18 protein-coding genes and 1 pseudogene are annotated in these 25768 nt (G+C 46.2%); 5 read left to right on the top strand and 14 right to left on the bottom strand.

Features of this window, described 5'->3' with window-relative positions:
• The first annotated feature begins 194 nt into the window (after nt 1–194).
• On the top strand, nt 195–1586 hold the full coding sequence (locus KJA68_RS00380) for a LysM peptidoglycan-binding domain-containing protein (RefSeq protein WP_246487001.1): 1392 nt from the start codon (nt 195–197) through the stop codon (nt 1584–1586).
• A 348-nt stretch (nt 1587–1934) separates the two neighbouring features.
• Nucleotides 1935–4667: a cation-transporting P-type ATPase gene (locus tag KJA68_RS00375; RefSeq protein ID WP_213034944.1), complete on the top strand. Its 2733-nt coding sequence runs from the start codon at nt 1935–1937 to the stop codon at nt 4665–4667.
• Between the two features lie 426 nt (nt 4668–5093).
• On the opposite strand, the gene KJA68_RS00370 is transcribed toward KJA68_RS00375, so the two are convergent.
• Together KJA68_RS00370 and KJA68_RS00365 are read right to left on the bottom strand one after the other, a co-directional pair.
• A complete protein-coding gene (locus KJA68_RS00370; protein ID WP_213034943.1) occupies nt 5094–6398 on the bottom strand; it encodes a hypothetical protein in 1305 nt (434 codons plus the stop codon).
• A gap of 235 nt (nt 6399–6633) precedes the next feature.
• Nucleotides 6634–7146, bottom strand: a complete 513-nt coding sequence (locus KJA68_RS00365; protein WP_213034942.1) for a DUF1993 domain-containing protein — start codon at nt 7144–7146, stop codon at nt 6634–6636.
• A 491-nt stretch (nt 7147–7637) separates the two neighbouring features.
• Between KJA68_RS00365 and KJA68_RS00360 the strand changes: the two genes are divergently transcribed.
• Nucleotides 7638–8303, top strand: a complete 666-nt coding sequence (locus tag KJA68_RS00360; protein ID WP_213034941.1) for a Clp protease N-terminal domain-containing protein — start codon at nt 7638–7640, stop codon at nt 8301–8303.
• 202 nt (nt 8304–8505) lie between these two features.
• On the opposite strand, the gene KJA68_RS00355 is transcribed toward KJA68_RS00360, so the two are convergent.
• The 4 genes from KJA68_RS00355 to KJA68_RS00340 all read right to left on the bottom strand — a co-directional run bounded on the left by KJA68_RS00355 (nt 8506) and on the right by KJA68_RS00340 (nt 11581).
• The gene (locus tag KJA68_RS00355) at nt 8506–8859 is read right to left on the bottom strand and encodes a TusE/DsrC/DsvC family sulfur relay protein (protein WP_213034940.1); all 354 of its coding nucleotides are present in this window, start codon (nt 8857–8859) and stop codon (nt 8506–8508) included.
• Nucleotides 8860–9111: 252 nt separating this feature from the next.
• Nucleotides 9112–9675, bottom strand: coding sequence for a Smr/MutS family protein (locus tag KJA68_RS00350; protein ID WP_213034939.1), 564 nt, complete (start codon nt 9673–9675; stop codon nt 9112–9114).
• Between the two features lie 4 nt (nt 9676–9679).
• Complete coding sequence (gene trxB / locus KJA68_RS00345; protein WP_213034938.1) at nt 9680–10645, bottom strand: thioredoxin-disulfide reductase; 966 nt, start codon at nt 10643–10645, stop codon at nt 9680–9682.
• Nucleotides 10646–11149: 504 nt separating this feature from the next.
• On the bottom strand, nt 11150–11581 hold the full coding sequence (locus KJA68_RS00340) for a DUF4399 domain-containing protein (RefSeq protein ID WP_213034937.1): 432 nt from the start codon (nt 11579–11581) through the stop codon (nt 11150–11152).
• A gap of 142 nt (nt 11582–11723) precedes the next feature.
• On the opposite strand from KJA68_RS00340, the gene KJA68_RS00335 reads away from it, so the two are divergent.
• The gene (locus KJA68_RS00335) at nt 11724–12182 is read left to right on the top strand and encodes a Slp family lipoprotein (RefSeq protein WP_213034936.1); all 459 of its coding nucleotides are present in this window, start codon (nt 11724–11726) and stop codon (nt 12180–12182) included.
• 92 nt (nt 12183–12274) lie between these two features.
• Nucleotides 12275–12823 carry a Slp family lipoprotein gene (locus KJA68_RS00330; RefSeq protein WP_213034935.1) on the top strand — a complete coding sequence of 183 codons (549 nt, stop codon included), beginning with the start codon at nt 12275–12277 and terminating at the stop codon, nt 12821–12823.
• 93 nt (nt 12824–12916) lie between these two features.
• Here KJA68_RS00330 and alaS read toward each other — a convergent pair whose 3' ends face one another.
• The 8 genes and pseudogenes from alaS to dxs form a co-directional block, all read right to left on the bottom strand.
• Entirely contained in the window at nt 12917–15643 is a 2727-nt protein-coding gene (gene alaS / locus KJA68_RS00325) for an alanine--tRNA ligase (RefSeq protein WP_213034934.1), read from the bottom strand.
• A gap of 160 nt (nt 15644–15803) precedes the next feature.
• Nucleotides 15804–18254 carry an EAL domain-containing protein gene (locus tag KJA68_RS00320; RefSeq protein ID WP_213034933.1) on the bottom strand — a complete coding sequence of 817 codons (2451 nt, stop codon included), beginning with the start codon at nt 18252–18254 and terminating at the stop codon, nt 15804–15806.
• Nucleotides 18251–18706 (bottom strand): response regulator, encoded by a 456-nt coding sequence (locus KJA68_RS00315; protein WP_213034932.1) that lies wholly within the window; start codon nt 18704–18706, stop codon nt 18251–18253. Before KJA68_RS00315 ends, KJA68_RS00320 begins: the two co-directional genes overlap by 4 nt.
• Nucleotides 18707–18767: 61 nt before the next feature.
• On the bottom strand, nt 18768–20264 hold the full coding sequence (locus KJA68_RS10805; protein WP_246487000.1) for a sensor histidine kinase: 1497 nt from the start codon (nt 20262–20264) through the stop codon (nt 18768–18770).
• 1009 nt (nt 20265–21273) lie between these two features.
• A pseudogene (fdxA, locus tag KJA68_RS00305) lies at nt 21274–21594 on the bottom strand (ferredoxin FdxA); the annotation flags it as partial.
• A 240-nt stretch (nt 21595–21834) separates the two neighbouring features.
• Nucleotides 21835–22641, bottom strand: a complete 807-nt coding sequence (folE2, locus tag KJA68_RS00300; protein WP_213034930.1) for a GTP cyclohydrolase FolE2 — start codon at nt 22639–22641, stop codon at nt 21835–21837.
• A gap of 348 nt (nt 22642–22989) precedes the next feature.
• A complete protein-coding gene (locus KJA68_RS00295; RefSeq protein WP_213034929.1) occupies nt 22990–23649 on the bottom strand; it encodes a peroxiredoxin in 660 nt (219 codons plus the stop codon).
• A 248-nt stretch (nt 23650–23897) separates the two neighbouring features.
• Complete coding sequence (gene dxs / locus KJA68_RS00290; RefSeq protein WP_213034928.1) at nt 23898–25763, bottom strand: 1-deoxy-D-xylulose-5-phosphate synthase; 1866 nt, start codon at nt 25761–25763, stop codon at nt 23898–23900.
• Nucleotides 25764–25768: the final 5 nt, after the last annotated feature.

Here is a 25768-nt window from a genome sequence, read left to right as displayed (position 1 = left end):
TTTTAGCAGCCCATGTTTCACATGGCTTGGGTTCCGCCAGGCTGGATTTTGGATTTAATCAATTTTTTATCAAATACTTACTGATGTTTTTTTACGGATCACTATAAGTGAAATTAAAGAATCTTCTTATTTTTGTTTGTGTTACCTGTATTTCGACTGTCGAAATACGATCAGCACTCGCAGAAGGAGATGTCTTGACGAACAGCGATTCCGCTGTCAGGCCAGAGGAATCGCTGTTACAGCCTCCTTCCTTTTCTACCAGTCCTGAACCGATTTCCAATGCCACCCCCGTTCACTTGCACAATGATTTATGGCAACGTATCCGCAATGGCTACGCATTACAGAATACGGATAACCAGCTAGTTGAAAATCATGAACAGTGGTATGCCAACCGGCCGGACTATGTGCGGCGGATGACGGAACGCGCCAAACGCTATCTGCATTTCATTGTGGAAGAAGTGGAACGAAGAGGAATGCCATCAGAAATCGCGCTGTTGCCGATGATCGAAAGCGCTTTCAATCCGGGTGGTTTTTCTTCCGCCAATGCAGCCGGCATCTGGCAGTTTATTCCTTCCACTGGAAAAAACTTTGGCATGAAGCAGAACTGGTGGTATGACGGGCGACGCAATATTGTCAGTGCAACCATTGGTGCGCTTGATTACCTGCAGAAATTGCATGGCATGTTCGGCGACTGGGAACTGGCACTTGCAGCCTACAACTGGGGGGAAGGTGCAGTAAAGCGCGCTTTGGATCATAACCGCAGAATCGGACTGCCCACCAATTATGCCAGCCTGAATATGCCATCCGAAACACGGAATTATATTCCCAAGCTTCAAGCAATAAAAAACATTGTCGACAATCCAGCCAGCTATGGACTGGAGTTGCAGCCTGTCCCTGACCGTCCCTATTTTGTTGCAGTCAATACCGAAAAAAATATGGACGTAAAGCTTGCCGCAAGATTGGCAAATGTTACCCTGGACGAGTTTCGTGCACTAAATCCGGCTCATAACCGACCCGTGATCCTTCAGGAAAATTCCGAAGCATTGTTACTGCCTGTGGACAAGGCGGAAACTTTTCAGACAAATCTGGCGAATAACAGTCAACCGCTGGTTTCCTGGAAAACATACAACAGCAAGAAAGGTGACAGGCTAGACAAACTAGCAGCACGCTACGGCACATCCGTAGAAACGCTGCAATCCGTGAATGGTCTTTCACCCAAAACCAGGCTTACCCAGGGGCAGATGCTGCTGGTTCCTGCAAATGAGGAAATCGCGAAAAATGATTCCAGGGTATTTGAAACGCTTTCTGCCCTTTCCGGCAAACAGGAACCTGTAAAAGATACCCGATATACGGTGAGCAGAGGAGACACGCTCAGTAAGATTTCCAGGGATTATAAGGTAAGTGTTGCACAACTCAGACAATGGAATGGCAACCTGAGCATACTCAAGCCAGGTCAGCGACTTATCGTCGCTCCGGAAGAAAAACCACTGCTCGCAACCAGAACAGGCAGAAATCATCGCAAGGTCTCGTTAAAACAAAAGAACATTAAAGACAAGAACAAAAGAAAGGGTACAAGCCAAATTTAAACTGCTTTAGCCTGAATACAATCATTTTTTTCCCCGCCCCAGGCTTGCCAAGCCAATCCTGCAGATCATAAGTTTAATTATCCCGATCTGTTTTTTGATTTCAATTCATACTCTGAATGTCGCGTTGCATCCCAGGTTGCATCAGAAGAAAAGAAGTGAGACCCTATGGCAGGCCATCCTCATCATGTCCTGCTCAGGAACTCGAGACCGGTCTTCCTGAACCCGGAAGCCGCCAAATGAACCGGATGACTTTTCCCAGTGTGCTATATAGTTCTGGCGCATACTTATCTATCATGCAGCAAGCAGGAGATTGAACCGCAACATCACCCGCCATATGGAGGCATTCAATTGAAAGCTGTTGATCGAACTGATCCTTGTCCAACATTTCTTTGGCATACGTTGACCCAGGCAGAGATCGAACAGACCCTGAAAACCGGGTCCGCCGGCCTGAATGCGGCCGAGGTATCCCAGCGTATCAAACAATATGGCCCCAATCGGCTGTCTACGCAAAAACGCCGGGGTGTGCTATTCCGACTGTTCATGCAGTTCCACAATATCCTGCTTTATGTGATGCTGGGAGCAGCTGTCATTACAGCATTGCTCGGACACTGGATCGATACCGGGGTGTTGCTTGCGGCAGTGGTGATCAATGCCATTATCGGCTTTATCCAGGAAGGCAAGGCTGAAGCAGCTCTGGATGCAATCCGAGCAATGCTTTCCCCGCGTGCCACGGTAATCCGGAACGGTAAAAAACACGAAGTAAATGCAGAAAACCTGGTGCCCGGCGATTGGGTTATCCTCGTAGCGGGGGATCGCGTTCCAGCAGATTTGCGTCTGGTTTCAACTACAGAGCTGCGCATCGACGAGGCCGCGCTCACAGGCGAATCCGTATCCGTTGAGAAAAACACGGATACAGCACAAGCCGCAACGCCACTGGGCGACCGTTACGGAATGGCCTATTCCGGGACTGTAGTGGTATATGGTATGGGAACGGGCATAGTCATTGCTACTGGAAGCATGACTGAGCTGGGGAAAATCAACCAGTTACTCACAGGCATCCAGAGTTTGACCACCCCTCTTCTGCGTCAGATCGACGGTTTTGGCCGGGTACTGGCCATCGTCATCATTGCCCTGTGCGTCATAACCTTCATTCTTGGCACGATGTGGCGAAATATTGCACCTGCAGAAATGTTCTTGATGGTTGTTGCGCTGGCTGCATCGGCGATTCCTGAAGGGTTGCCTGCGATCATGACCGTCACTCTGGCAATTGGGGTGCAGCGTATGGCCCGGCGCAACGCCATCATCCGCCGCCTGCCAGCAGTTGAAGCTCTTGGGTCGGTTACGGTGATCTGCTCGGACAAGACAGGAACCCTTACACGTAATGAAATGACTGTACAGCGCATAATCTGCGCCGGCCACATTTTCGATGTCGGGGGTACGGGGTATTCCCCCGTTGGGGACTTTAGCAAAGAAGGCCGTATCATCGACCCGGACCACTACCCGGCGCTATCCATGGCCATTCGCACAGGGGTGTTATGCAATGAAGCGCGCCTGTGTGAAGAAAATGGACAATGGAGCGTGGAAGGAGACCCCACGGAAGGAGCTCTGCTGGTAGCGGGCAATAAGGCAGGATTTCACCAACATATTGCAGACGCGGCATGGCCCAGGGTTGGCTCCATTCCGTTCGATTCGCGGCACCGCTTCATGGCTACCTATCATCGCGATTCCGATGGCGAACCCTGGATCTTCGTCAAAGGGGCGCCGGAACGGATACTGGAGATATGTTCCATGCAACTGGATGACGATGGTGAAAGGCCACTCGTTGCTGATTACTGGCACCGCAAGGCCAGCCGCACCGCTGCCAGTGGATTGCGTCTGCTCGGCCTGGCGTGCAAACGCGCCACTCCGGCAAAAGAGCATCTTGATTTCTCTGATGTGGAAAGCGGATATACCCTGCTGGCCCTGGTCGGCATCATAGATCCACCACGCGAGGAAGCCGTTCAGGCAATTGCCGAATGTCATCGTGCGGGAATACAGGTAAAAATGATTACCGGGGATCATGAAGAAACCGCCCGCACAATCGGTGCGCAACTGAATATCGGTATTGGCAAAAAGGCAATGAGTGGCGCGGACATTGCCTTGGTGGATGATGCTCAATTACGCCGGATAGTACTGCAAGTCGATGTTTTTGCCCGTGCCAGCCCGGAACATAAGCTGCGTCTGGTTCAAGCGTTACAGGAAGATAGCCAGGTCGTAGCAATGACTGGTGATGGAGTCAATGACGCCCCTGCGTTAAAAAAGGCCAATGTAGGCGTGGCTATGGGCATGAAAGGCACCGAGGCAGCCAAGGAAGCCTCGGATATCGTTCTCGCCGATGACAATTTCGCCACGATTGTCAATGCGGTTCGCGAGGGTCGGACAGTCTATGACAACATAAAGAAATTCATCCTGTTCATGCTGCCCACAAATGGCGGAGAAGCGCTGGTGGTTATCGCGGCGATCCTGTTTGAACTGACCTTACCGCTGACACCGGCGCAGGTGTTGTGGATCAATATGGTCACATCCAGCACGCTGGGACTGGCACTGGCCTTTGAACCTGCCGAGCGGAACATTATGAGTCGTCGTCCTAGACCACCTGAAGAACCTCTCTTGTCTGGATTTTTCATCTGGCGCGTACTGATGGTCTCCATGCTGATGATGGGGTGTACGCTTTTCCTGTTTCTGTGGGAACTGAATCACGGAACCAGTATCGAATCGGCGCGCACGATAGCCGTCAGCACCATCGTCATGGCAGAAATTTTCTACTTGGTGAATAGTCGCTACATTTTTGCTTCAGTAATGAACCGCGAAGGATTGACCGGAAATTATTATGTGCTGATTTCCATCGTCATTTGTATCGCGCTGCAATTCGCTTATACCGAAATTCCTTTGTTGCAGGCAATATTTCAATCTACCAGCCTGTCTATACTCGAATGGCTCAAGGTGCTGTGCGCCGGCCTCTTGATATTTTTTATTGCCGAACTGGAAAAAATGGCTTTACGTGCCGGTATAGCACCCGCGAGAATTCAGCACATGCGGTAAGCTTGATTGTTATGGAGGCGTACCGGTAAATGGAATGAGTCAGCAGGGTGACCCTTGGCATCAGAATTAAAAAAATAGGCGCCAGGGAAGCAGCGCCTATAATAAAGTAACGCACAAGGAGTTATGAAAAATAGCAATGTTGCAACTTTGCGATAAAAAATGATCTCACAAAGATGAATATATTGTACATCTTTAACAGATGAAAGCAAGCCCGGGTCGGTTTCTCCACGGAAGAAATTCCATGAACTTCCCTGTCTTGTGCCCCATTCTTCGATTTGTACAGATGTTTCGCCCACAAGCGCCTGCTAACTCTCACAACAGACCCATTTTTAGGTACTCGTATCAGACGCTCCGAACACAGGCAGAACCTGACTTCAGTCCATTCGTCATGCATGCCTTCATGAATCGGATTACCAGTGCAGTCTCTTATTTTTGAACTTGCACTTCCGGAATTTTAAAACCAAGATAGGTGCCGGCGCTAATTCCCATCAAGGCCAGCAATGTGGTGCTAAATTCGGGCATGCGCAAGGTCTTGTAAACTTCTACGCAAAAAATGAAACCCATAACCAGTGTCCAGACCAGCATCTGAAACCGATGGAAATTTACGCCACTTGCATCCGAGAGCAAATCTTTGATAAACCCCCGGGAAATCGGATTACTTAACTCTAAGCGGACATTTGCAATTTTTTTTCGGATTTCCTCCAGTTCTGCTGCTTTCTGCGCTGTATCAATTTTCAGCTTGCGCAACAAATCCATTGATTCGACACTGCCTGTTGCAGCAGGTGCATGGGTGGACGCTTCCAGTTTTGCGATCTCAGATCTGTTGATATCCAGCTCGGCAGCAATTTTGCTTTCCTGTGGAAGCAATCCGACCAGTTCATTGTCGGTTCCTTCCTGTTTGCTGCTGTCTATCATGGCGGATCCTAGAGAAGTGCCAATACCTATTCCAATCAGAATCAGGGTCTGCTCCGTAAGTATGCTGGTATGATCACCGGTCACTGCCCAGATAAAAAGAAAGGATGCAACTACCAGAATAAACCAGAATGAAGCCTGGAATTTTGCAAGGCTGTAAGGTTTCTCTCTTCCCGGATCAGGATAGGGTGGTTTTGAATCACGTATGATGTTGCTGTTTTTTGCCAGCCAGATAAACAGGCTGATCAGCACTATGAAAGTGATTACCAGGCCGGTAAACCAGTCTTTTCGTAAAACAATAAATTCAAAGTTATTAAAATTTGCATCAATTCTGGAGGATGGATCAACAGGAAAGGCAAACTGATCTGGCAGTCCGACACTGACTTTGACCGGACGGAGAAATTGTCCAGGACTTCCTATCAGAGAAGACCACTTTCCATTATTTTTTTCATTACGTCTTGGCGTGAAAGTCAATTCATTCCGCGTTGGATCGATAGTATCGGGAAAAACTCCATCCAGGGGATACCCGTCGAAATACAGAACCAGCTGCTTAGGGTCAAAGCATGGGCTACGCATTGCTTCTGTAAGCCCCTGCAGTTCAACGATAATTTTTTCTCCCATGGCAGCCTGCTTTGCATCTGTAGCAGGCCGGTCTGATTTAACGGACATCACCGTAGGCAATTTGAGATCTTTATCAGGGCAGCTTGCTGCCGTGGCCGGTTCGGCGCTTGCAGATGAGCTTGCAGACAAGAAAATGATTGCATGGACAGCAATCCAGACCCACTGCCGAATAGGATTCCCCCTAAATATTTTCATCATTGCTTCTCCAGTCTAGCCAGTCGAACGCATTTACAGCGGCAATCTGACATGCAGCTTTAGGTATAAGGCACAAAAACAAAAAATCATTCAATCTCCCATTCCATCCGGTTTCCAGAAACATCTGCTGTTTTCAAATTTATTGGCACCGAAAATCAAAAAATGACAGATATGTAATTTGGATTTACCCTCCGTTTGCTGGCGTATGCATCATTTTTACTGTTTTATCGGATAAAAATCAGGAAATTTTACCTAAAAAATCCTGTTTTCCAATTTCCACCCCATTATGACGCAGGATCGCATAGGCGGTGCTGACATGAAAATAAACATTAGGTATTACAAAATTAAGCAAGTATGACAAGCCGTTAAATGTAAGGGTTGTTTTGTCATGCATTGGCAAATGAATGACTTTCCCTTCCGTACCATCAATCTGTTCGGGCCGAAAAGTCTCGATCAATGCAATCGATTTTTCCAGCCGCGCCATCAACTCAGGAAAAGTGGATTCGTTGTCTTCAAATTTAGGCGGTTCGATGCCTGCAAGACGACAGGAACCATTTTTAGCGATATCCGCTGCAATTTGAACCTGGCGCGACAGCGGAAACATATCTGGATAAAGCCTTGCGTTGACCAGGACTGACGGGTTGATGTTTTTAGCTTCGGTATATACCATCGCTTTTTCAAGCATTCCCTTCAGGTTGCGAAGCGAATGAACGACGGGCGGAACAAAGGCCTGATACATGGAAATTGACATAGTGTTTTACCTCTAAATAAACTTTCGGTTACAGATCCGTTCGGATTGCGCCAACTCGTGGGTTGACTCAATCACTAAATTGACAAGGTCTCAGAGATATAAGCTGGCAAACAAACATAATCCCGGGAAATTGCCGCAAAAAATCCGATAGAAAATTTTTGTTAACAGTATGGATTCTATCCTGCCCGAATAATTTTTACCAAATTCTTAGCAATCTGGATATCACACGATAAGATTGCGCAAATATCCTTGTATGGCGACCCTGCCTGAAATCTGAAAAACTTGATAAAAAAATGCAATGATCCACAAAGGGAATGCATGAAAGTCCAAGTCGGGTCACACGCAGAAAGTCCTTGCATTTGCTAGGTATATCTTTTCATAATATACTTAATCAAATGGTCAGGAATTAACCCGGCCGCCAGTAAACTGGCTACGGCATAGGTCTATGACCATAATGTCATTCGCTATAATTCAAACCGGAGGAATCGTTCATGTGGAAACTCTATCGGGCTGATTTGCTCGGAAAAGATCTGGAAACCAGTCTTCGCCAGATTATTACAGATGCCCGCAACAACCGGCATAAAATCCTTTCCGTGGAACACCTGCTGCTATCCATGCTTGATAACGTATCAGCGGTAGAAACGTTGCAAGCCCATGGAATCAAAGACATTGAAGAGCTGCGCAAGCTGCTGGTGGATCACATAAACCAGAATACCCCTCTCGTCCCGGAAAGCAGTGGATCCGACGAACAGCCTGCGGTTGCAGCAAAACCTACCCTCGCGTTCCATCGTGTCATTCAAAGTGCAATTCTTCAAGTAAAATCGACCGGCCAGAAGGGTGTCCAGGGTAACCTTGTGCTTTCCTACCTTCTGCGGGAATATGACACCTATGCAGTATCCTTGCTGAACCAGCGGGCGTTATATTCGCTGGAAGATCTCATGGAAAAGAAAGCTGAAAAATCAGCAGGTTCTGATATATACACCAATGAAGGTACCACTGACCCTCATGACCCGCATCGTGTAGCCAAGAACGAATCGCTTCTGGCTGCAGGATTAATGCCAATGGTAAGCATCGATGAGACCGGAGAAAATCTGGGTTTTTACAGTCCAGATCTGGGAGCGGATACCTTGGCTGCACTAGCCAAGGCTGCACGCTGATCGCAAATTGTAGAATGGACGGAATTTACGTTGGGGTAACCTGGCGCAAATTCCTGGTATATCCCGGGTGCATAAAGCACATATGACGGCAAGCAACCAGGCTCAATGAACAATCCCGCAACAAGCTGCGGGATTGTTCATTTCATATTCCAGAAACCATACTCCGGAAAAATCCGTTTCAATCCAATATGACAGCTGGAGATCAGATTACGGTATATTCATTCGGATCTACAAAAAGCTGTGGCAGTCCGGCAATTTTACTTCCCTGCTGTGCAGGACCTTCAGGGAACAGGTCATAGAGATACGGGCTCTTGCCTTTTTCTTCTCCTATTTCTTCACTGACCGCCTGGGTCAATTCACGAATATTTGGGGGAGTCTGATGGTATTGGTAATACATACGCAAGAAATTGAGTATCTCCCAGTGATTGTCCGTTAATTCCAGTTCCTCTTTCTTTGCAACAAATTTTGCAAAATCCAGATCCCAATCGTTAAAATTGATAAGGTAACCTTCATTGTCGGTTTCATAGTTCTTGCCATTGACTTCTATGGTAGGCATTTGTTTTCCTGTTCAGCAAAATAAAAATTGTAAAAAATTATAAAACGATCATCAACCATTTTCCCTGGGGAAACTGACAACAGGTAGGTTGTATTGAAGGGAGTCTATGTAAACTACATTCTTCCGTCAAGACAATGTACCGACGGAAAACTCAGTAATCAACTGATGCGCAATGTGGATAAGTCCAGGGTCTGTCATGATAAAAATTGCGCCTAGAATCATTCCATTTATTCAGCACGTTGCAGCTTTAAATTACCCTGAAACTTTCCTGGTCTTGTCTCCTGTTCTGAGCAGTACCCAAACCGCACCGCTCCCTCCGGCATTCCTTGGCGCTTCAGAAAATGCCAGTACATCCGGATGTTGAGGCAACCAGTGCCGAACATGACTTTTCAGCAAGCCTTCCCTTCCATTCATTTGCCAACCTTTGCCATGTATGACGCACACGAAGCGCAGTTTGCGCCCGACTGCGTCATACAAAAATTCAAGCAGCCTTTTGCGTGCGGCATCCTTGTTATAGCCATGCAAATCAAGAATATCCTGTATTTGCCAGTGACCTCGCCGTAATTTACGAAGAATCATTTTCGGCATTCCAGAACGTAAAAATTCGGTTGGCGCAACCTCTTCTTCAGCAAAACTGTCCGAAAGGTTATCTGGAATCAAAGACCGGGTAACTTGAGGGTTATTTCTTGCCGGAGCCTGATGAACAGGTTTTATGGCAGCCACCCTATTGAGGGACGGTAGAGGAGTCACTCCTTCCATTGCCTGCTGGAATAGCAGATCACTATCGGGTGACGTCGCCCCCTTTTTTTCCGCCATATTGCTACTTGAGATGATGCTGTGCACTTAGAAATTTATCAGCATCCAATGCCGCCATGCATCCGCTGGCTGCACTGGTGACCGCCTGACGATAAATATGATCCTGCACATCTCCTGCTGCAAACACGCCGGAAATACTGGTGGCAGTAGCGTTGCCATTCAGTCCGCCACGAGTAAGGATATAACCGTTTTCCATTTCAAGCTGGCCACTAAAAATATCCGTGTTCGGCTTGTGACCAATCGCGACAAAAACGCCCGTCAGCGGGATGTCCTGCATTTTTCCTGTTTGCGTTTCTTTCAGGCGAATGCCGGTAACACCGCTATCGTCACCCAGAACCTCATCCAATACCTGATTCAACTGCAGGGTAATCTTGCCTTTTTCAACCTGCTTCATCAAGTGATCCATGGTAATGCGTTCTGCACGAAAAGTATCGCGCCGGTGCACAAGGGTTACATGGCGTGCAATATTAGCCAGATAAAGCGCTTCCTCGACCGCCGTGTTGCCCCCCCCTATAACGGCGACATCCTGTCCACGGTAAAAGAAGCCATCGCAAGTTGCACAAGCAGAAACTCCCTTGCCCATGAACTTCTCTTCAGAAGGTAAACCCAGATATTGTGCAGAAGCGCCCGTAGCGATAATCAGAGCGTCGCAGGTATAAATTGCACTATCACCGATCAGGCAGAATGGTTTTTGCTGAAGCTTGGCCGTGTGTATGTGGTCGAAAATAATGACGGTGTTAAATTGCTCTGCATGTTGCTGAAAGCGCGACATCAAATCAGGGCCTTGTACCCCAGTCGGATCAGCGGGCCAGTTCTCGACATCCGTGGTAGTCATCAGCTGCCCTCCTTGCGCCATGCCAGTGATCAGAACTGGTTTCAGGTTTGCGCGAGCAGCATATACTGCAGCAGTATAGCCAGCTGGTCCTGAGCCAAGAATTAGCAGGTGGTGATGCTGTGTTGGTTTATCCATATGAATATTGATTCAGTCCGATACAATTTAAAAATTTGAATTTAGCAGCGGTACACTGGATTGTCGAGAGTCAAATACATAAACATGCGGATTTCACCGCTGTTTCTTATTTTAGAATCACATTCCAGTTTTAATACATGAGGTCTTGCAGGCATTTCCTGCCTGAGCTCCAGACACAAATCTATCAAACTGCTTTCCGGGTAAATTTTCCTGGTACTTGTTTCGCGCTTACAGGAAGGAAAGTCCATGGGCATGTAACCAGGCGGGTATCGGGTTTATATATGTCGAACAATCGGGCGCAGAAGAAAAAGATAGTCATCGCATAATGTCATGAGATCCGTTATGCTGACTCATGATTGCATGATCCGTAAAGCAATAGCGGTGAAGGTGAATAATCACAAACAATCACTACCCTGCTTTGCTTGCTTGGCACGCTGGATACTTGGAATACTGGACTGCAAAACGGCGGACATGAATCCGCCGTTCGATCTGGCTGGCCAAGTCTTATTTTACAGTCACATGAATTGTGCTTCGCATTTTTTCACCATATGAAACATGGGCGCCATTAGCGAATTGTAATGTCAGAGTATGCGGGCCTGGAGCCAGTTTTATCTTGGTTTCCGTTTGGCCTTTCCCGAAGTGAAGATGCTTGTCACTCCCTGCTGGAATGGTTTCCCCGGCATTGATCTGCTGCGTGGCATCAATCAGAAGATGATGATGTCCGGTATTTTCTGCTATGGTGCCAGCAGGCATGACTTCCATTCCCTGCACGCCCATTCCCACTTTGAATTCGCTTTCAACTACCGCACCATCCATGGGTTCGATAAAATAAACACGTTGTACCGCAAGTGGTTTGACATCATAATAGCTTGCCATCGCAGTATGCGCATAGCCAATGGATGCGCTTAGCAGAAACATCGGTAATGCAAATTTCATTTTCACGATTCAATTCCTTTATATTTAAAATACCGTAGCATGAGATTTTAACCTAATTGTTCATTTTAGCAATCATATAAAAACAGTCCCAATCCTAGGCAGTTTGATTACAATTAGCCTGCATAATAATAAGGAGGGCGTCATGCAATACCGGATTTTGCTATTTATACTCCCTTTCGCAATCGCGGGATGCATTACCGATCCAACCATTGCTGACATTACTCCCCATACCGCTCAAATCGAAAAATTTTCCGGCCAGCGGGTACGGTGGGGGGGTAGCATCGTACATACCGAACCCGGCAGAAATGAAACCTGTTTTGAGGTAATAAGCTATCCATTGGGTTTTAGCGTCAGATCTCCTGAAACAGACATGCGATCAGGTCGTTTCATTGCATGCGTCCCCGGTTTTTACGAGCCGGAAGTATATGCAAGAGGCCGAGAGGTCACCATTGTCGGCATCCTCCAGGGCACTACCACGCGCAGGGTGGGTGAATATGAATATCTTTATCCGAAAATTAATGCAGAATCCGTTTATCTATGGCCAAAACCCGCTCCATATTATGGGATTTCCGATTTTTCCAGCAATCGAAATTCCGGATAACCCGGACTGAAGGTCCTAGATTGATATAGTAGAGGGAACCAGATACTGATTTGTCTGGTGGAATTATGATAAATAACTATCAGGAGGTTACCATGAATTTCCGGACATTTGTTTTAATAATGCTTCCCATTGCGGTAACAGGGTGTTCCACCGTCCCGAATCAATTATTGGTGGGCACATTTGCAGAAGTTACTCCACTTGCAGCCCAGAACCAAAATCTTGAAGGTCAGCGTGTGCGCTGGGGTGGCACGATAGTCAATACAGAGCCGGGAAAAGACGAAACTTGCTTTGAAGTCGTCAGTTATCCATTAGGTTCAAGCGCAAGACCTCTGGAAACAGATGCTACGTCGGGACGATTCCTCGCATGCACTCCTCTCTTTTATGATCCTGTCGTCTATGCAAAAGGCCGGGAAATAACAGTTATCGGAACCATTCAGGGTATCAGCACACGCAAACTCGGGGAATATGAATATCGCTACCCGCAGATCAAGGCAGAAACCGTCTATTTATGGGCGCAGCTTTCCCCCTATTATTATGGTCCACCATACCCCTACTTTAACGGCTATTATGGTCCCTACTGGTATAATCCGTGGAATACTTGGGATGGACGGTATGGATGGAGGTGGCCTTACTGGTATTAGCTTGTTTCCAAAGCAAGTTTCTGCCATCAGGAAGCTATCCAGCAGGAACGGGACATACGCAATGATTGTCCATTTCTGCTGGCAGCAACAAAGCTATAGCTTTCCTTTTACCCAGTCTGATACAGAAGCAAGCGCTGCTGGCAGGGATTCTGGCTGTGTTCCTCCTGCCTGCGCCATATCTGCGCGACCGCCACCCTTTCCACCAACCTGTTGCGCTACCATATTTACCAACTCTCCGGCTTTAACTCTGCCAGTAAGATCGGGAGTTACACCAGCAATAAGCATCACTTTCCCGTCGGCTACGGAAGCCAGCACTATAGCCGCCGATTTAAGTTTATCTTTCAGCTTGTCCATTGTTTCACGCAGCATTCTGTTATCTGCTCCCTGCAGGATTGCAGCCAGCACTTTCGCATTTCCAATTTCTATTGCCTGATTGAATAGTTCTTCACCCTGCGAAGATGCCATTTTTGACTTCAGGCTGACAAGTTCCTTTTCCAGCATTTTCATCGAGTTCTGTAACTGGTCGATGCGCTGAGTCAGCTCGTTAGGCTGCACCTTTAATGCGGCTGCAGTCTCCTTTATGGTTGCATCCAGCTGTTGAGCCCATTTCACGGCATTCTCTCCACTGATTGCCTCAATACGCCGGATGCCAGCTGCCACGCCAGCCTCCATGACAATTTTGAACAAGCCAATATCGCCAGTACGCTGCACATGGGTACCACCGCATAATTCCGTGGAATATTCCCCCATGCTCAGCACTCGCACTTCATCTCCATACTTTTCACCAAATAACGCCATGGCTCCCAACTTGATTGCTGCATCATATGGGAGAACCTTTGCGCACACTTCGGTATTGGCCTGAATAGCCTGATTTACCCGATTTTCCACCGCGCAAATCTGCATCTCAGTCATTGGTGCATGATGGCAAAAGTCAAAACGGGTTTTTGTCTGGTCAACCAGTGACCCTTTCTGTTGCACATGGCTTCCCAAGACATCTCGCAGTGCCCTGTGCATTAGGTGCGTAACTGAGTGATTGCGCATGATGCGTGCGCGCGCAGCCTGATCAACTATTGCATCAACCATATCACCCAGCTTCAACGTACCGCTTTTTACCTGCCCATGGTGACCAAAAACGTCGGCTTGAATCTTCTGAGTGTCTTCCACAACAAAAAACGCAGACCTTGATTCGTCTCTGGTGCCCTTGTCCTGAAAAACAGAGCTGCTAAAAGCAGTTTTCAATACGCCGATATCTCCCACCTGTCCACCAGATTCTGCATAAAACGGGGTATTGTCCAGAACTACAATCCCAGATTCAGAAGCTGACAATTCCTGTACTGCCACGTTATTTTTATATAGCGCCACTATTTTGCCGTGTGCAATCAGTTGTTCATAACCATGAAATTGCGTTTTGACTCCCTCGTATTCAAGGCCTGTCGTCAATTTGAATTTCCCTGCAGCTCTTGCCTGTTCACGTTGTCGCGTCATGGCATGCTCAAAACCGGCATCATCAACAATCACTCCATGCTCACGACAAACATCCTGGGTCAGGTCAAGCGGGAAGCCATAAGTATCATGTAATGTAAAAGCAACCTGGCCAGAAAGAACAGGAGCGTGATAAAGTATGCTTTCTCTTACCTTCGCACCTCCAGTTGCCGCTTCATCGCGCCGGTCGGATGTAATATTCCCAAGTTCTGCCTCAAGAATTTTCATGCCATGCTCGATTGTCTCAAAAAACCTTTCTTCTTCGACGCGCAAAATCTCGGTTACATTTGCCTGCACATCGACCAGTTCAGGGTACGCCCCCCCCATCTCCTTGGCAAGATCTTTTACCATTCCGTGAAAAAACGCTGCACGACAACCCAGTTTATAACCATGTCTGATTGCACGGCGAATAATGCGACGTAATACATAGCCGCGTCCTTCATTTCCAGGAATCACCCCATCCACGATTAAAAAAGAACAGGCACGAATGTGGTCGGCAATTACCTTCAGTGAGTTATTCGTAAGGTCACTGGTATTAGTTTCACGGGCAGCAGCACAAATCAGGTTCTGAAACAGGTCGATATCATAATTGGAATGTACTTGCTGCAATACTGCAGCAATTCTTTCAAGCCCCATTCCCGTATCCACGGATGGTTTGGGCAAGGAATGCATCACACCATTTTCGTCACGGTTGTACTGCATGAACACCAGATTCCATATCTCGATATAGCGATCGCCATCTGCCTCTGCGCTACCCGGCGGCCCCCCCCATACCTCAGGCCCATGGTCATAGAAAATTTCTGAGCAGGGGCCACAAGGGCCTGTATCTGCCATTTGCCAAAAATTATCAGAGACATACCGCATACCCGGCTTATCCCCGATACGTACAATGCGTGCTGTAGGAACCCCAATCTCGTTAGCCCATATGCCATAAGCTTCATCATCTTCTTCGTAAACCGTTACCCAGAGTTTTTCGGCAGGCAGCTTGTAAACCTGAGTAAGCAATTCCCATGCATACTTTATGGCACTATGCTTAAAATAATCTCCAAAACTGAAATTACCAAGCATCTCAAAAAAAGTATGATGACGCGCGGTATAACCTACATTCTCCAGATCGTTATGCTTTCCACCTGCGCGTACACACCGCTGCGAGGAGGCAGCGCGGATATAGGGACGCATGTCATGACCCAGAAAACAGTCTTTGAACTGCACCATACCGGAATTGGTGAACAATAACGTGGGGTCATTGCCTGGAACCAGCGGGCTTGAAGGTACGACGGTGTGTCCTTGGGAAGCAAAGTATTCTAGAAATTTCAGACGTATTTCACTGCTATTCATCTGTTCACCAATTTATCAAACAATTATTTTTGCTCTTCACAATTAACGGATAATAACACCCGAAACCGATAGATCGCATCCCTGATTTCCCTGGCGGAGAAATAAATAGCAAAAGCCGCTGTCGCTCATCCGCACACTAATTGAAATGACCTCAAAAAGTTCAACCTTGCAACCTCGGCAACTCTTTCCCTGAAACCAGAAGCAGGGTGAATTGCTCCGCGCTCATTGGCTTTCCAAAGTAATATCCCTGAACTTCGTCACATCCTTGTTTTTTCAGGAAGGCCACCTGCTCTGCGGTTTCAACCCCTTCGGCAATTACTTTTAAATGAAGCCCATGTGCCAGGGTGATAATCGCGCTTACAATCACTGCGCTATCCCTGTCAGTGGCCAGATCGTGCACAAAGGATTGATCAATCTTGAATTTATCAATTGGGAACCGCTTGAGGTAGCTTAAACTGGAATAACCTGTGCCAAAATCATCGACTGACAATTTTAATCCCATGGATTTCATATCTTCCAGAAGCAAAATTGCAGCTTCCGCATCATGCATAACGCTACCTTCGGTAATTTCAAGTTCCAGGCCAGAAGGAGGCAAACCACTTTCACGTAAAATCAACTTGATCGTTTCACCAAGATTTTTTTGCCGGAATTGTATGGTTGAAAGATTGACCGCCATGGTGATCTCTTTCAAACCTTGCATACGCCAAACTTGATTCTGACGGCATGCCTCACGTAAAACCCACTCCCCGATTTGGGGAATCAGGCCGTTTTCTTCCGCGATAGGAATGAACTGCGATGGCAATACATTTTGATACATGGGGTGATCCCAACGCACCAACGCCTCTGCGCCGACAACATGGCCACTTTGCAAATCCACTTGGGGCTGGTAAAGCAGATAGAGCTCGTCCCGTTCTAAAGCATGACTCAATTTGTTTTTCATCGACATGCGTTCGAGAGAACGTCTGTTCATGTCATGAGTGAAAAACTGATAATTATTTCTTCCATTTAGCTTGGCTTGATACATTGCCGCATCGGCATGCGCAAGCAGGGATTCACTATCATTCCCATCTTCAGGAAATACGCTGATTCCCACGCTGGTTGTGACTTCTATTTCATTACCATCTATCACGCAAGGTCCAGAAACACATTTCAGAATTTTCAATGCAATGGCCCCGAGATCATCGGCATGATCTACGTATGTCAACAATACGGCAAATTCATCGCCGCCTAACCGACTTACGGTATCCGTAATGCGAGCAACACTGCTGATGCGGTCGGCAACAATTTTCAACAGTTTATCCCCGACAAGATGACCCAATGTATCATTTATTACTTTAAAACGATCCAGGTCCAGAAACATAACTGCTACCTTGCGCTGCTCACGTTCAGCATGGGCTATTGCCTGCGTGAGACGGTCATGCAGCACCATCCGATTGGGAAGACCAGTGAGAAAATCGTGCTGCGCAATATAAACCATGCGTTCTTCTGCAGCCTTACGCTCGCTAATGTCTGAAATTACAGCAATATAGTGACTGTGCTCTCCTTGCTTGTCCTTCAGGGCACTAATACTCAGCCACTCTACATAACTCTCTCCATTTTTGCGCCGATCGCTTATTTCACCCTGCCATCGTCCTGTTTTCCTGATACTCTGCCACATCTTGTCGTAAAAAATCTGGTCCATCAAACCAGAGTGCAGCATATTAGGATCTTTTCCGATCGCTTCGGCCGGACTATACCCAGTAATTTCGGAAAATGCCGGATTAACAAACAGGATATGGTTGCTTGCATCCGTCACGACAACCCCTTCATTGATGGTGTCAAATATTCGGGCGAACAAGCGAAGCCGTTCCGTGGCCTCCTTCCGTTCTGTAATATCCTCGATCACCTCAATAATGTAATCCGGTTCGCCCATACTGGTACGAGTAAGGGACCATGTTAAATTCACCCATACCAGTGAACCATCCTTACGGACATAGCGTATTTCTTTGGTGGAACTCGGGACTTCACCTGTCAGAATTTGTTTTATGCTGGCAAGTTCTTCGTTCAAATCGTTAGGATAAGTAATACTGGAATGGTCTCGAGCTAACAACTCATCTTCAGAGTAGCCGGAAATCACGCAAAGTTTGTGATTAACCCGCAACCAGCGTCCATCTAGCCCGACATGCGCAATACCTACAGCTGCCTGCTCAAATGTTGCGCGGAAACGTTGCTCAGTCTGAAACTGGAGGCGTCTTGCTTCAGCTGCCTGAAGTTCACGCTCTATGGCGGGAATCAGACGTTTCAGATTACTCTTCAACAGGTAGTCATGCGCTCCGGCCTTGATAGCAGCCACTGCAAGATCTTCCCCTATCGCTCCGGAAACAATAATAAATGGCAAATCATGCCTGCTTTGCTGAACAATTTTTAATGCAGAAAATGAATCAAATCCAGGCATGGCATGATCGGAAAGCACCAGGTCCCACTCGCCATCTTGCAGGGCCTTTTTTAACCCATCGGCACTATCTACCCGTATATGTTTGAGTTCATAGGTCTGTTGCAAGAATCGTACTAACAGGAAAGCATCATCTTCCGAATCTTCAATAATCAGCGTACGCAATACTGGCTTGCTCATTTCAACAGCCCACTTCCTGGAGGAGTTACATTAATGGAGAGCCAATATTTCCCAAGGTTGCAAACTGCATCAATAAACTGGTCAAAATCCACAGGTTTGATGATATAGCTGTTCAGGCCAAGTTTATAGCCGGTCAACAGATCGTGCTCTTCGCTTGAGGAAGTTAAAATGGCCACAGGTAACAGTGCAGTGAGCGTATTGGCTCGCAGTTGTTTCAAAACTTCCAGACCATTTATTTTCGGAAGTTTCAAATCAAGCAAAATTAACGCTGGCATTTCATTCAAATCTCGGCCTGCGTACTTTCCTCTGCCGAACAGGTAATCAAGCGCCTCTGCCCCATCCCGCGCAACAACCACGTTATTTTCGATATGATTTTGCTTGAGGGCACGCATGGTAAGTGCTTCATCATCAGGATTGTCTTCAACAAGCAAAATAAATTTTTTCCTATCCATGCTGTTTTCCAAAGTTTTGCATCTTTCTCAATTTTAAGCTCATGCTATGAAATGAGCGGCGCTATGGCAATGTAAAATAAAATGTTGCGCCCTTGTCAATTTCTCCTTCTGCCCATGCTTCCCCACCATGACGGTGAATAATACGCTGCACGGTAGCCAGACCAACCCCGGTTCCTGGAAATTCAGTCATGGCATGCAGCCGCTGAAAGGCAGAAAATAATTTCCCCACGTATGCCATGTCAAATCCGGCACCATTGTCACGAACAAAATACACTGACGCACCAACTTGATGCATGACCCCAAACTCTATGTGAGCATGCTCGCGTTTAGAAGTAAATTTCCATGCGTTCCCCAATAAATTTTCCAGAACAATTTTTAGCAACCTAGCATCGCCCCGAACCATCATGCCAGGCGTGCATACAAATTCCACAAAACGTTCAGGATATTCCTGCTGCAGCTCATCAACCACTGTCTGCGCCAGTGCGCTCAGATTTACCGTATCTACATTCATTTCACTGCGCGTAACGCGCGACAGCATCAACATATCATCAATTAGCTGCCCCATACGCTGGGTAGATGCACGGACCCGGTTCAAATAATCCTTTCCTGTATCATCCAGCTGGGGGGCATAATCATCCAGCAAAGCACGGCTAAAGCCATCAATGCTACGGAGCGGAGCGCGCAGATCATGTGATACCGAATAGCTGAAAGCCTCCAGTTCCTTATTGGCTGCAGCCAGTTGGGTTGTGCGCCGTGTAACCTGATCTTCCAGTTCCACGGATACCCGGCGTAAACGGGTAATTACAAGAGCAAGGGCACCCAAGCCCAGTGTTAGCAACACCCCAAACAGAATGAAAATATCTCTCAGATCAGCCCGACTTTGAGATACCACAACATCCAGAGGCCGAACAATCTCCAGCACTCCTCGAACATCGCCCACTTTCCAGTCACGTTTAGGGCTATCCGGGTGAGCATTATGACAACCGATGCAATCTTCATGCATCACATCTGCAGTAGCGTAGCGCAACGATGCACGTCCATCGAGTTCCTCAAACCGGTAATAGGGTTGCTTTGGATCTGCCTGTAACGCAACCAAGGCCTGTCTCTCGAAATCATCACGTGCCCCCCCATCCTTGCGCCAGGGGAAAGGATAATTGCTATATAACCGCACCCTCATGCCGGTTCCATGCAGGCTGATCCTTCTTCCAAGTTCCATGGTGAAAATGGCAGGCAGCGGAATTGCCCCCGGCTTGAGTTGATAATCATGTGTTACTTCAATATTACTGCTTCTCAGGCGATCCACCACTTCAGAAGTGTAATAATTTCGCAGTTCAGTCAGAGACTCCGAATACATTGTAATTCCTTGCAGAGCTGCGGATTGCACCAAGGTAGTAGTCGCATGAGACAGGTACCAGAACGCCAACAGCGCACCGCCAACGAAGATGGTACTTAAAACCAGGATGGTATGTTTATATAACGGTGCAAGACAGGCTTCCAGCACCTTTTTTAATTTTTGACATAATCCGGACGAAATAACTGGACAGTTTTCTGACTGCATGGCAAATCTCCCCCTGAAGATAAAACGAGAGCCGATGGGAACCTATAGTTGTGTAACCATGTATTCCCACTACAAATCGCATACACAACAGAAATTGAACGTTCAACATTCCAAGCATAAGCAGCTAAATAATCAATTTTCTGTTTCAGAGAAATGCAATGAACAATATCATTTGATACTGTACGCTGGCCAAAGCGACGAAGCAAGCAATGAATGGAATCATGCCGTTTGTCCAGAATTGCATCATGCTAACACGGTCAGGAGGAACTTAATGGCAGTCACACAGGCATAAACATGCCAGACTTTAATCTGAGGATGCAGGACGTTTAAAACGTTTATTAAAAATCAGATACATATAAATAATTTCCGAGAAAAGAACGCTATCGCCGGAGAGGATATGACAATATTTTCAAGCTAAAGTCATTTCTCGGCCCAGATTTTTATGCGGAATCTGTGTTAATGCTGCTGCACCAGAATAACCGAATAAATATACTAAAAATTCAGAATCTGGGAACACAACTAGACAGTTCATTCAGAAAAAATCTTCCTGTTTCGTTCCAATATTAATTTATACGCAAGAAGAAAGACAGGTAAGCTTTTTCAATGCAAGCAACTAATCCAGTTTTACAGACAGCAATCCAGCAGGCCTGTCCAGGCAGGCAGCGCATGAGACAACCTGCTGAATGCAATCTTTAAAAACTTCAGAGCATGACATTGTGCAGCATTAACGGCAAGCTATCGAAAATATGTGTTATTTAGAATGACATTTCCCGTTGAAGTTACCTGTCAGACAGAATTTCTGCCTTTATTCTGTTTGATCAATACCAAGCAAAACCGCATGTCCATGCTGTCCAACATGCAACAATTCATTCAAGAGGGGTATTCAAAATGAAATACACACAATACTTCATCGCATCAATAGCTTGTCCAGGCCAGTCAAGCCATCTTCATCTTTTTCATCCCGTGATCCACCTGGATAATTACGTTCATCTTCGCCAGGAGGAAATTCTTTTTCCAATAAATGAAGCTTGTTCTTTACTTCTTTCCAGTCATCTGCATCTGCGGGCGGATCTTTCTTCTCAACGATACATTTGAATACCTTGCATAGCTCCGCATTCAACGCGCTGAACTGACGCTGATCTTCTGGCAAATCATCTTCTGCATAAATTGCATTGACTGGACATTCTGCAACACATAAAGTGCAATCAATACACTCATCCGGATCAATCACCAGACAGTTCGGTCCTTCGTAAAAACAATCCACGGGGCATACTTCAACACAATCCGTATACTTACATTTGATGCATGCTTCGGTAACTACATAGGCCATGTGTCCAAACTCCTAATGAAATAGATGCCATTTTAAACAAAATACAGGCCAGTGTCAGCTATGACGACCTGATTATTCAAAAAACTACTGAATTTTATGGCAGAGAAGAGTTTATAAAGCCACCAGTTTATTCATTAGATTAACCAAACGGCTCAAGCACAATCATGTAAAAAATAACTGCGCGAATGAATATGCAGCGTATTTTTAGTAATTCACCAATATTCAAAATGTTGCCCTACCTTATTTCATGGACGTTTTATCCCACTCAATCAATGCATATGCAGAATGATTATGTATTGATTCAAAATTTTCGGATTCCACTACATAAGCATCAATGCGCTCATCCCGATTGAGCGCAGATGCAACATCACGAACCATGTCTTCTACAAATTTGGGGTTGTCATAAGCCCGTTCCGTGACAAATTTCTCATCTGGACGCTTAAGCAGGCCATACAATTCACATGATGCCTGCTTCTCGGCATAATTCACAATCTCTTCTATCCACACAGAACGATTAGTACGGACAGTGATGGTTACATGCGAACGTTGATTATGCGCTCCCCGATCGGAAATTTTTTTAGAACATGGGCACAAACTAGTAACTGGCACTAGAACTTTCATGACAAAACTATATTGACCTTTATTTATTTCCCCGACAAAAGTGACATCATAGTCTAGCAAACTTTGCACTCCAGATACCGGAGCCAACTTATTTATGAAATACGGAAAACTCATTTCAATATGACCGGAACGAGCTTCCAGTTTTTCCACCATCTCCCTGAGAATACTCTCAAATGATTCAACAGAAATCTCTCGCCCATGGCAGTTCAGTATCTCAACAAAACGTGACATATGAGTACCCTTGAAATTATGGGGCAAATACACATACATATTGAATGTAGCGATAGTATGTTGCACACCTTCATTTTTATCTTTAACCTGGACAGGATGACGAATGCTTTTAATGCCAACCTTGTTGATTGCAAGATGACGCGTGTCGATCATGTTTTGTACATCAGGGATTGAAGTGGCATTCAAAGGAATCATGTTCGCAGAATTTAAAATCTCAAAAATCAGTGTATCTAAAAATTTCGTCTGTTAAATCATCATAAGAAAAGATCTGCAATCAATACTGAACAAAAAATCATGCAGTATCCATTGACAAGAGATTTGGGTTGCAAACTCTAAATAGTCGCCTTCATGCGGAAAGGGACGTGCAGAAAATTTTTAGGTGCAACAACAATACCCACCACTCCCCTAGCTTTTTAATTTGCATATGACATGCTAAAGAAGCTAAAGATCATGTTTACGATTACTGGAACAAATGTCTGAAAATTGAAAAGCCATTGTTTCGCTTCAGGCTACTGTTGCTGCACTAATTTAATCCAAGTGTTTTTAATGAGGCTGCTTAACTATACGAAGGTATGGCTTAACGGTTTTCCAGCCATCGGGAAACATCTTTCTTGCATCATCATCTGACACTGCAGGAACAATGATTACATCCTCGCCATTTTTCCAGTTCACAGGGGTAGCCACTTTATAATTGGCAGTCAACTGTATTGAATCCAGCACACGCAATATCTCATCAAAATTGCGTCCGGTAGACATTGGATACGTAAGCGTCAGTTTAATTTTCTTGTCAGGGCCAATGATAAACACAGAGCGCACCGTTGCATTGGTGGCTGCAGTTCTCCCCTCCGAAGTACCTGTCTCTTCGGCCGGAAGCATGTTGTACAGCTTGGCCACCTTCAAATCCCCGTCGCCAATCATCGGATAATTAACAGCATACCCCTGTGTTTCTTCGATATCTTTGGCCCATTTTTCATGATTTTCCACCGGATCCACACTTAAGCCGACAATCTTGCAATTCCGCTTTCTGAATTCTGGCTCCAGTTTGGCCATATATCCCAGTTCAGTAGTACATACTGGAGTAAAGTCCTTAGGGTGGGAAAAAAGGATTGCCCAACCATTTCCAATCCACTCATGAAAATTAATGATACCCTGAGTTGTCGGGGCAGTAAAATTTGGTGCTTCATCATTGATTCGTAATGACATGATCCATCCTCCGTTTATAATTAAAATTCCGTCAAGACGCCACTTACAACCACATATCGATTACAAACCATTTCAAAATTTCACATCTGGAATGCATCATATGCTTGCATTAAGACCAGTATACTCCTAAAGAATTCCTATGAACCAAATGGTCCAACCTGAATGAACACAAGTTATCCAGAATAGGCCGCTTAAACGATTATTGCGTCAGCTTCCAGCTCGTTAGTGTCCCGGAATATGCAATTTCATCAGGACATTCGCGAACGAATTGAAGCTATAATTCCAGCCGCATCCAAACCGCATGTAGCCAGCATTTTTTCTGGCTCTCCCTGCTCCAAAAATTTATCAGGCAAGCCAAGTTGCAGCACTGCAACTGACATGCCGTGTTGCTGCAAACATTCTGTAACCGCACTGCCCGCACCTCCCAGAACAGTATTTTCTTCAACCGTAACCAGTAACACATGCTCCTTGGCCAATTGCAAAATCAGTCCAGTATCAAGAGGCTTCACAAAACGCATGTTGGCTACGGTAGCATCCAGAACATCAGCGGCATCAATAGCCTGATGGAGCATCGAACCAAATGAAAGAATGGCCACTTTTTGACCTAGACGGCGAATCTCGCCTTTGCCTATTGGCAATCCCTTCATTGCCTTGAGAGGAACACTACCCGGTCCATAACCACGCGGATATCTCACGGCAGCAGGAGTATCCAGCAGAAATGCCGTATATAAAAGTTGACGGCACTCATTTTCATCAGACGGAGCCATTACTGTCATATTCGGAATACAACGCAAGAAACTCAGATCAAAACTCCCGGCATGCGTTGCACCATCCGCACCCACCAGTCCAGCACGATCGATTGCAAACACAACAGGCAGATTCTGAATCGCAATGTCATGTATGAGTTGATCATAAGCGCGCTGCAGAAAAGTGGAATAAATGGCGACTACCGGTTTATAACCCTCACAAGCCAATCCAGCAGCAAAAGTCAGCGCATGCTGTTCGGCAATGCCCACATCAAAATAACGTTGCGGGAAATTTTTTGCAAAATCACCCATGCCAGAACCTTCGCACATAGCGGGAGTAATGCCAACCAGGCGTTTATCCTGCCTCGCCATATCGCACAGCCATCCGCCAAAAATTTCAGCATAGGTTTGCTTGCGGGCTTGCCCTTTCCCATCTTCAAGAGCAGTTTTCGGCAGAATACCCTGCTCAGGATCAAACTTCCCAACCCCATGATAGAGCAGACAATTTTCCTCAGCATGCAGATAACCTTTCCCCTTTCGAGTAACAACATGCAGGAATTGCGGACCGTGGAGCTGTCGAATATTGCCGAGAGTCGTGACCAGGGTATCCAGATCATGCCCATCGATAGGACCAATATAGTTGAACCCGAATTCTTCAAATAATGTTCCCGGGGTGACCATCCCCTTGACATGCTCTTCCGCTCTCTTGGCAAATTCGAGTACAGGTGGAATTCCTTTCAGCATTTTTTCACTGCTGCGCCGCATTGCTGAATAAAACCGACCCGACATCAGCTTGGCAAAATAATTGTTTAGTGCACCCACAGGCCTCGAAATGGACATGTCATTATCATTAAGAACAACCAGCAGATTGGTGTCCATGGCTCCAGCATTATTCAAAGCCTCGAATGCCATACCACCACTCATTGCACCATCCCCGATGATGGCAACAGCACGCCGATCGCTGCCGTCAATTTTCGCTGCCACTGACATCCCCAATGCTGCGCTGATCGATGTGCTGGAATGAGCAGTACCAAAGGCATCATAAATGCTTTCAGTTCGACTGGGAAAACCTGATATTCCGCCTGCCATTCGCAGGGTTTTCATTAATTCCCGCCGTCCCGTAAGAATTTTATGTGAATAAGTCTGGTGGCCGACATCCCACACTAATCTGTCGTACGGAGTATTGAATACGTAATGTAATGCTATGGTTAATTCTATGGTTCCAAGGTTCGAAGACAGGTGGCCACCAGTTTTGCTCACCGATTTCACCAGAAACTGGCGTAATTCCTCTGCCAACTGCGGCAATTGTTTTCGATCCAACTGACGTAAATATTCAGGGGTATTAATCGTATTTAGCAGCAAAACCATCACAA

It is taken from the genome of Candidatus Nitrotoga fabula, from assembly GCF_905221025.1.
Lineage (GTDB): Bacteria > Pseudomonadota > Gammaproteobacteria > Burkholderiales > Gallionellaceae > Nitrotoga > Nitrotoga fabula.
The sequence above is the reverse complement of the archived record's forward strand: the minus strand, read 5'-3'. Positions and strand labels throughout refer to the sequence as shown.

Coding starts and splice junctions, on each gene's coding strand:
- folE2 (WP_213034930.1), bottom strand. CDS start 22,641: ATGATTCCTTTGAATGCCACTTCAATCCCTGATGTACAAAACATGATC.
- trxB (WP_213034938.1), bottom strand. CDS start 10,645: ATGGATAAACCAACACAGCATCACCACCTGCTAATTCTTGGCTCAGGA.
- KJA68_RS00295 (WP_213034929.1), bottom strand. CDS start 23,649: ATGTCATTACGAATCAATGATGAAGCACCAAATTTTACTGCCCCGACA.
- alaS (WP_213034934.1), bottom strand. CDS start 15,643: ATGAATAGCAGTGAAATACGTCTGAAATTTCTAGAATACTTTGCTTCC.
- KJA68_RS00365 (WP_213034942.1), bottom strand. CDS start 7,146: ATGTCAATTTCCATGTATCAGGCCTTTGTTCCGCCCGTCGTTCATTCG.
- KJA68_RS00370 (WP_213034943.1), bottom strand. CDS start 6,398: ATGATGAAAATATTTAGGGGGAATCCTATTCGGCAGTGGGTCTGGATT.
- dxs (WP_213034928.1), bottom strand. CDS start 25,763: ATGGTTTTGCTGCTAAATACGATTAATACCCCTGAATATTTACGTCAG.
- KJA68_RS00330 (WP_213034935.1), top strand. CDS start 12,275: ATGAATTTCCGGACATTTGTTTTAATAATGCTTCCCATTGCGGTAACA.
- KJA68_RS00335 (WP_213034936.1), top strand. CDS start 11,724: ATGCAATACCGGATTTTGCTATTTATACTCCCTTTCGCAATCGCGGGA.
- KJA68_RS10805 (WP_246487000.1), bottom strand. CDS start 20,264: ATGCAGTCAGAAAACTGTCCAGTTATTTCGTCCGGATTATGTCAAAAA.
- KJA68_RS00340 (WP_213034937.1), bottom strand. CDS start 11,581: ATGAAATTTGCATTACCGATGTTTCTGCTAAGCGCATCCATTGGCTAT.
- KJA68_RS00355 (WP_213034940.1), bottom strand. CDS start 8,859: ATGCCTACCATAGAAGTCAATGGCAAGAACTATGAAACCGACAATGAA.
- KJA68_RS00350 (WP_213034939.1), bottom strand. CDS start 9,675: ATGGCGGAAAAAAAGGGGGCGACGTCACCCGATAGTGATCTGCTATTC.
- KJA68_RS00315 (WP_213034932.1), bottom strand. CDS start 18,706: ATGGATAGGAAAAAATTTATTTTGCTTGTTGAAGACAATCCTGATGAT.
- KJA68_RS00360 (WP_213034941.1), top strand. CDS start 7,638: ATGTGGAAACTCTATCGGGCTGATTTGCTCGGAAAAGATCTGGAAACC.
- KJA68_RS00320 (WP_213034933.1), bottom strand. CDS start 18,254: ATGAGCAAGCCAGTATTGCGTACGCTGATTATTGAAGATTCGGAAGAT.